The sequence below is a fragment of the Thermus sp. genome, assembly GCF_039793865.1.
Lineage (GTDB): Bacteria > Deinococcota > Deinococci > Deinococcales > Thermaceae > Thermus.
The window spans coordinates 1-5978 of record NZ_JBAMMI010000048.1; the positions used below are offsets into that span (position 1 = coordinate 1).

The window sequence follows — 5978 nt, forward strand, 5'->3', positions numbered from 1 at the left end:
TGGGCGCCACAGCTCAAGGGCGAAGTCTGTTCCTCCACCCTTGCCTTCTCTAGAGGTTTCACCATCTCATCGCCCGGCAATGGGCAAGAAGGCCCTTCTTGAGGGAAGGGCATGGCCTGAGCCATGGCCACTGGCAAACCCAAGACCATAAACACAAGCCCTCCCAGCGTGGCCAGCTTCATTGTATCACCTCCACCCCTAAGATAGGGCTTCTTCTTCTTGCCAAGACCCCCAAGAAAGTCCTGGTATGCTGAGGCGGGACCTATGGAGCCCCTTCCCCGCCTCTACGTCCCCGCCACCCTGGCCAACCTGGGCTCGGGCTTTGACGCCTTGGGGGTGGCCTTGGACCTCTACCTCGAGGTGGAGGCCGCCCCCGCCCCGGAGGACGCCTTCTTCTATGAAGGAGAGGGCCACGTGGAGGGGACGGACAACCTGATCCACGAGGGGTACCGGGCCGGGATGCGGGCCCTCGGGCTAAAGCCCCCACCCCTAAGGGTCCAGGCCTTCAACCCCATCCCGCTGGCCCGGGGGATGGGGAGCTCCTCCGCCGCCCTGGTGGCCGGGGTGGCCCTGGCGGACCGCCTTTCCGGGGGAAGGCTCGGGCGGGACGGGGTCTTCCGGGTAGCGGCCGAGATGGAGGGCCACCCGGACAACGTGGCCCCGGCGGTCTTTGGGGGCTTCGTGGCCGCCCTGAGCCATCCCCCCCTGGCCATCCCCCTGCCCAGGCCCGAAGAGGTGCGCTTCGTCCTGGCCGTGCCCCCTTACGAGGTCCCCACCCCCCTGGCCCGGGAGGCCCTGCCCCGGGAGGTGCCCCTGGAGGACGCCGTCTTCAACCTGGCCCGTAGCGCCCTCTGGCCCGCGGCGCTTTGCACGGGGAGGCTCGAGGCCCTAAGGGAGGCCTGCCGGGACCGCCTCCACCAGCCCCACCGGGCCCGCCTCATGCCCGGGGTGCTGGAGGCCCTAGAGGGGGCCCTGGAGGCAGGCGCCCTGGCGGCCTTCGTGGGTGGGGCGGGGCCCACCCTGGCCGCCTTGGTGCGGGAGGGGAAAGAGGGGGCGGTGGTGAAAGCCCTTGCCCCGTACCGGGGAGAGGGGCGTACGCTGGTTTTGGGCATCGGGGAGGGATACCGGTGGAAGGAAACCTGAGCCTCATTCCCCTCGCAGAGGTCCTGGAGCTCGTCCACGACCACCGCCGTTCCGGCACCCTGGAGGTGCAGGCTGGCCCCCTTCCCCTCACCCTCCGCTTCGTCCAAGGCGAGGTGGTGGAGGCGGCCATTCTGGACTGGGAGGGCCTCGAGGCCCTCTTCGCCTTCCCCCTGCACCCGGAGGAGGGCACCTTCCGCTTCCGCCCGGGCCCCCAAAGCGCCGAACACCCCCCCATGCCCTTCGCCGCCCTCCTCGGGGAGTGGGCCCGGGTGAACGACGAGTGGGACCGGTTCCGCACCCTCATTGACTCCCCGAGCCGGGTCCTCGAGGCCCTCCGCCCCCAGAGCCCCTACGAGGTCTTCCAGGGGGGAAGGAGCGTGCGGGCGGCGGCCAAGGCCTGGGGCGTTCCCCTCCTCATCGCCATGGAACGGGCCTACATGGGGGTGCGGGAAGGCGACCTCTACCCCCTTCGCCGCTACGCTTGGTACGCCCTGCGCATCCGCTACCAGGGAAAAAGAGGCAAGACCCTGGAGGAGTTCGGCCAGCTCCAGGGCCTCCTGGACGGCACCCGCAACCTCGGCGAGGTCATCGCCCAAGGGGTGCCCGTGGGCTTGGTGCGCCGTTACCTGGTCCAGGCCCTGGCCTCCGGGGAGATCGCCCCCCCAGGCCGGGGTTGGCTCCTCCGGGACCTCACCTGGGAGCTGGAAAAGGAAGGGGAAACCTAAACGCCTCGCCGCGGCGGGGCCCTCAAAATGCGCCCGTGGGCTACAGAGGGCCGCCCTACTTCTTCTTGCGGGGGCGGTACTTCCCGTAGGTGCCCCGCCAGATCTTGCCCCTGCGGGTGCGGCGGTCGCCCTTACCCATGCCCCACCTCCTTAGGCGCTCGCCCCCTGGGTGGCGAGGAGCTGGTGCACCTTGCGCATCAGCCGGGACTTCCTGCGGGCGGCGGCGTTCTTGTGCAGGGTGGAGCCCTTGGCCGCCTTGTCCATGAGGCTCTCGGCCTTGCGCATGATCTTCAGGGCCTCCTCCGCCTTGCCCTCCTGGGCCAGCTGGACGGCCTTCTTGCTGAGGGTCTTGATGGCCGACTTCTTGGCTTTGTTGCGGATCCGGCGCTTTAGGGACTGCCGGTGCCGCTTCAGGGCGGAAAGGTTCCTCTTGGGCTTCTTCTCAGGCATCGCTCTCCCCTTCGTGCCCCTAAGGGCAAGCCAGGGTTAAGTGTAGCACACCCTGCGCCTAAGGGGCAAACTTCGTGGCCACCCAGTCGTAGCGCACCTGGCCCTTAGCCCCCTCCAGGTGAAAGCGGAGGACGTACTCCCCGGCTTCCACGGGGAAGCGGAGCTCCTCCTGGAAGGTGCCGGAGAAGGCCTTTTCCCCCAGGGTGTCCCCTCCCTTGAGCAAGGCCACCCGAAGGCGGCCCTCCTGGAGCTCCCCCGCCACTTTCACCTTCACCGTGTCGTAGAGGCCCGTGACCCGGATGGGGTACTGGGCCTCGCCCGTGTACTTCCAGTAGAAGACGGGGAGGAAGGGCGGGTAGCCCACGGCGAGGCCGTAGCGGTCCGCGTACCAGTAAACGCCCAAGGCGGCCAGAGCCAAAAAGAGCAGGGTCTGCATTGGCCTAAGTATACTTGGGCACATGGCGGGCACCGGCCACACCCCGGAAGAGGCCCTCGCCCTCCTCAAGCGGGGGGCCGAGGAGATCATTCCCGAGGAAGAGCTCCTCGCCAAGCTCAAGGAGGGGCGGCCCCTCACGGTGAAGCTGGGGGCCGACCCCACGCGGCCCGACCTGCACCTGGGCCACGCGGTGGTCCTGAGGAAGATGCGCCAGTTTCAGGAACTCGGCCACAAGGTGGTCCTCATCATCGGCGACTTCACCGGGATGATCGGGGACCCCTCGGGCCGCTCCAAGACCCGGCCCCCCCTCACCCTCGAGGAGACCCGGGAGAACGCCAAAAGCTACGTGGAGCAGGCGGGAAAAATCCTCCGGCAGGAGCCCGAGCTCTTTGAGCTCCGCTACAACTCCGAGTGGCTGGAGGGCCTCACCTTCAAGGAGGTGGTGCGCCTCACCTCCCTCATGACCGTGGCCCAGATGCTGGAAAGGGAGGACTTCAAGAAGCGGTACGAGGCGGGCATCCCCATCTCCCTCCACGAGTTCCTCTACCCCTTCGCCCAGGCCTACGACTCCGTGGCCATAAGGGCCGACGTGGAGATGGGGGGCACGGACCAGCGCTTCAACCTCCTGGTGGGCCGGGAGGTGCAACGGGCCTACGGGCAAAGCCCCCAGGTCTGCTTCCTCATGCCCCTTTTGGTGGGCCTGGACGGGCGGGAGAAGATGTCCAAGAGCCTGGACAACTACATCGGCCTCACCGAGCCGCCCGAGAGCATGTTCAAGAAGCTCATGCGGGTGCCGGATTCCCTCCTCCCGAGCTACCTCCGCCTCCTCACCGACCTGGAGGAGGAGGAGATAGAAGCCCTTCTGAAGGCGGGCCCCGTCCCCGCCCACCGGGTCCTCGCCCGCCTCCTCACCGCGGCCTACGCCCGGCCAAAGATCCCCGCCCGCATAGACCGGGCCTTCTACGAGGGCCTGGGCTACGCCTGGGAGGCCCTCGGCCGGGACAAGGAGGCGGGCCCCGAGGAGGTGCGAAGGGCGGAGGCCCGCTACGACGAGGTGGCCAAAGGGGGAATCCCCGAGGAGATCCCCGAGGTCACCATCCCTGCTTCGGAGCTGAAGGAAGGCCGGATCTGGGTGGCGAGGCTCTTCACCCTGGCGGGCCTCACCCCCTCCAACGCCGAGGCCAGGAGGCTCATAAAGAACCGGGGCCTGAGGCTGGACGGGGAGGTCCTCACCGACCCGGGCCTCGAGGTGGACCTCTCCAGCCCCCGCATCCTCCAGCGGGGACGGGACCGCTTCGTGCGGGTGCGGCTCCAAGACTGAGCGCCCACGCGCTTAGCCCCCTTCCATGGGCCTTAGGGGCACCTCGTGCCCGGTGGCGTAGAGGGTCTCCCCCTCGGCCTGGAGGCGGAGCCTGGGGAGGGGAAACCGGGGAGGGCCGTAGATGGCCTTCCCCCCAAGGAGGGGGTCAAAGGCCCCGAAGTGGCAGGGGCAGCCCAAAAAGGGCCTTTCATATCGGAAGTTGTAGAGGAGGGAGGCCGCCTCGGGGTCAGGGACGAAGTTCACCGTGCACCCCTGGTGGGTGCAGATGCGGCTTAAGGCCAGGTAGTGCTCCTCCCCCAGGGAAAGCCCCCCGGGGGCGGGCTCGGGAAGGCGGAGGAGGAAGGCCTTGAGCTCCCCGAAGGAAAGGGGGTAGGTGAAGGGCTTGGCCTGCCAGACGCGAAGCTCCCCGAGCCGGGCCACAGGCACCTTAGGCCCCTCCTTCCAGGTGGGCGTCCCCGCCTCGGGCCGGGGGCGGAAGCGGAGGTTGTAGGTGCGCACCCCGAACCAGGCGAAAAACCCCCCAGCCACCGCCACAGGAAGGTAGAAGAATAGGTCGCGCCGCCTCATGGCTACAGGCTACCGAGGTAGTCTAAAAGCACCCTGAGCTCCTCCTCGGAAAGGGGAATGGCGGGCATGGCCCCCCGGCCCTTTAAGACGATCTCCCGCACCGCCTCCGGGGCCTTTAGGATGGGGTTTCCCTTGAGCCTCGGGCCCACGCCCCCTTCCCCCCCTAGGCCGTGGCAGGCGGCGCAGCGGGCCTGGTAGACGCTCCGCCCGTCCTTTCCCCCTTGGGCCTGGGCGATGGCGATGAGGCCCTCCACCCGCTCCCGGGCCTCGCCCCCGGCCTCCAGGTACTTCTCCCAGGCGGCGATGGCCTCCTGCATCTTCCCTTCCTGGAAGTAGAGATTGCCCAGGAAGAGCCACCCTTCGGCGGCCTTGGGGTCGGCGTGCTGGGCGAGCTCCAGGAAAAGCCTCGCCTCCTCCAGCCTCCCCCCCATGAAGAGGAGGATCCCCACCCGGCGCAACGCCTCCACGTTCTTGGGGTCCTTCTTGAAGACTTCCAGGTAGGCCTCCGCCGCCTGGTCAAAGGCCTGAAGCTCAAAGGCTTTCCGCCCCCAGGCCAAAAGGTCCTCCACCGCCCCCGTGCGCTTCGCCTTATCGGCCAAGGCCTTGAGCTCCCGGGCCTCCTGGCGCTGGGTCACGGTGGTCTCCCCGGGGAGGCGGGGAAGGGTGTAGCGCCAAAGGCCCACCCCCAAAAGGACCGCCGCCCCCAGGACCAGGGCCACGGGCCAGGGGCGGAAGGCCCGGGGAGCGGGAGGGCGGTAGCCCTCCAAGAGCCTCTCCACCTCCACCAGGCGGGCGAGGGCCCGCTTCTTTTCCTCTCCCTCCAGGGCCTCCACCTCCTCCTTGAGGACCTCCAGCTCCCGGAGGAGCTCCTCCCGCCTTGGGGGCTCGGGGAAAGGCTCCTTGGGGCCGAGGAGGGGCCTTAGGGCGAGGAGGAGGCCGAGGAGGAAGAGGGCGAGGAAGAGCAGGGTGGCGGTCATCTCGGCGGCTCCTTAAGGCGGCGCTCCGCCTCTTCCAGAAGCTCCTTGGGAAGGGGCTTGGGCCGGAAGTAGGCGAAGAGGCCCAGGGCGAGGAGGATTAGTCCAAGGAAGGGCAGGACCCAGACCCAAAGGGTCAGGCCGCGCCTTGGGGGCTCGTAGAGGATCCAGTCCCCGTAGCGCTCCACGAAAAAGGCCTTGATCTCCTCCTCGGTCTTGCCCTCCTTCAGCATCTCGGCGATGAGGCGGCGCATCTCCACCGCCACCCCCGAGTTGCTCTCCGCGGCCGACTCCCCCTGGCAGACGGGGCAGCGGAGCTCCCGGGCGATGCGGAAGACCTCCGGGGAGAGGTCGGGGGGCGG

9 protein-coding genes are annotated in these 5978 nt (G+C 68.6%); 3 read left to right on the top strand and 6 right to left on the bottom strand.

What is annotated here, in order from left to right; genetic code table 11:
• Nucleotides 1-264: 264 nt before the first annotated feature.
• Nucleotides 265-1143 carry a homoserine kinase gene (gene thrB, locus ABJK26_RS04670; RefSeq protein WP_347241090.1) on the top strand — a complete coding sequence of 293 codons (879 nt, stop codon included), beginning with the start codon at nt 265-267 and terminating at the stop codon, nt 1141-1143.
• Nucleotides 1128-1868: a DUF4388 domain-containing protein gene (locus ABJK26_RS04675; RefSeq protein ID WP_347241091.1), complete on the top strand. Its 741-nt coding sequence runs from the start codon at nt 1128-1130 to the stop codon at nt 1866-1868. Before thrB ends, ABJK26_RS04675 begins: the two co-directional genes overlap by 16 nt.
• A 55-nt stretch (nt 1869-1923) precedes the next feature.
• Here the strand turns inward: ABJK26_RS04675 and ABJK26_RS04680 are convergent, their stop codons facing one another.
• Genes ABJK26_RS04680 through ABJK26_RS04690 form a run of 3 tightly spaced genes read right to left on the bottom strand, consistent with a single transcriptional unit; the run spans nt 1924 to nt 2754 of the window.
• The gene (locus ABJK26_RS04680) at nt 1924-2007 is read right to left on the bottom strand and encodes a 30S ribosomal protein THX (protein WP_008632889.1); all 84 of its coding nucleotides are present in this window, start codon (nt 2005-2007) and stop codon (nt 1924-1926) included.
• A gap of 11 nt (nt 2008-2018) precedes the next feature.
• Nucleotides 2019-2318, bottom strand: coding sequence for a 30S ribosomal protein S20 (gene rpsT, locus ABJK26_RS04685; protein ID WP_347241092.1), 300 nt, complete (start codon nt 2316-2318; stop codon nt 2019-2021).
• 58 nt (nt 2319-2376) lie between these two features.
• The gene (locus ABJK26_RS04690) at nt 2377-2754 is read right to left on the bottom strand and encodes a hypothetical protein (RefSeq protein WP_347241093.1); all 378 of its coding nucleotides are present in this window, start codon (nt 2752-2754) and stop codon (nt 2377-2379) included.
• Nucleotides 2755-2776: 22 nt separating this feature from the next.
• On the opposite strand from ABJK26_RS04690, the gene tyrS reads away from it, so the two are divergent.
• Nucleotides 2777-4075 (top strand): tyrosine--tRNA ligase, encoded by a 1299-nt coding sequence (gene tyrS, locus ABJK26_RS04695; RefSeq protein WP_347241094.1) that lies wholly within the window; start codon nt 2777-2779, stop codon nt 4073-4075.
• 12 nt (nt 4076-4087) lie between these two features.
• On the opposite strand, the gene ABJK26_RS04700 is transcribed toward tyrS, so the two are convergent.
• The 3 genes from ABJK26_RS04700 to ABJK26_RS04710 form a co-directional block, all read right to left on the bottom strand.
• The gene (locus tag ABJK26_RS04700) at nt 4088-4642 is read right to left on the bottom strand and encodes a ubiquinol-cytochrome c reductase iron-sulfur subunit (protein WP_347241095.1); all 555 of its coding nucleotides are present in this window, start codon (nt 4640-4642) and stop codon (nt 4088-4090) included.
• A gap of 2 nt (nt 4643-4644) precedes the next feature.
• Complete coding sequence (locus tag ABJK26_RS04705; protein WP_347241096.1) at nt 4645-5619, bottom strand: c-type cytochrome; 975 nt, start codon at nt 5617-5619, stop codon at nt 4645-4647.
• The coding region (locus ABJK26_RS04710) for a cytochrome c-type biogenesis protein CcmH (RefSeq protein WP_347241097.1) at nt 5616-5978 on the bottom strand (363 nt) is incomplete at its 5' end. The genes ABJK26_RS04705 and ABJK26_RS04710, both read right to left, overlap by 4 nt.

What these genes read in the sequence shown, in the direction of transcription:
- rpsT (WP_347241092.1), bottom strand. Translation starts at nt 2,318, where the DNA reads ATGCCTGAGAAGAAGCCCAAGAGGAACCTTTCCGCCCTGAAGCGGCAC.
- ABJK26_RS04680 (WP_008632889.1), bottom strand. Translation starts at nt 2,007, where the DNA reads ATGGGTAAGGGCGACCGCCGCACCCGCAGGGGCAAGATCTGGCGGGGC.
- tyrS (WP_347241094.1), top strand. Translation starts at nt 2,777, where the DNA reads ATGGCGGGCACCGGCCACACCCCGGAAGAGGCCCTCGCCCTCCTCAAG.
- ABJK26_RS04700 (WP_347241095.1), bottom strand. Translation starts at nt 4,642, where the DNA reads ATGAGGCGGCGCGACCTATTCTTCTACCTTCCTGTGGCGGTGGCTGGG.
- ABJK26_RS04705 (WP_347241096.1), bottom strand. Translation starts at nt 5,619, where the DNA reads ATGACCGCCACCCTGCTCTTCCTCGCCCTCTTCCTCCTCGGCCTCCTC.
- ABJK26_RS04690 (WP_347241093.1), bottom strand. Translation starts at nt 2,754, where the DNA reads ATGCAGACCCTGCTCTTTTTGGCTCTGGCCGCCTTGGGCGTTTACTGG.
- thrB (WP_347241090.1), top strand. Translation starts at nt 265, where the DNA reads ATGGAGCCCCTTCCCCGCCTCTACGTCCCCGCCACCCTGGCCAACCTG.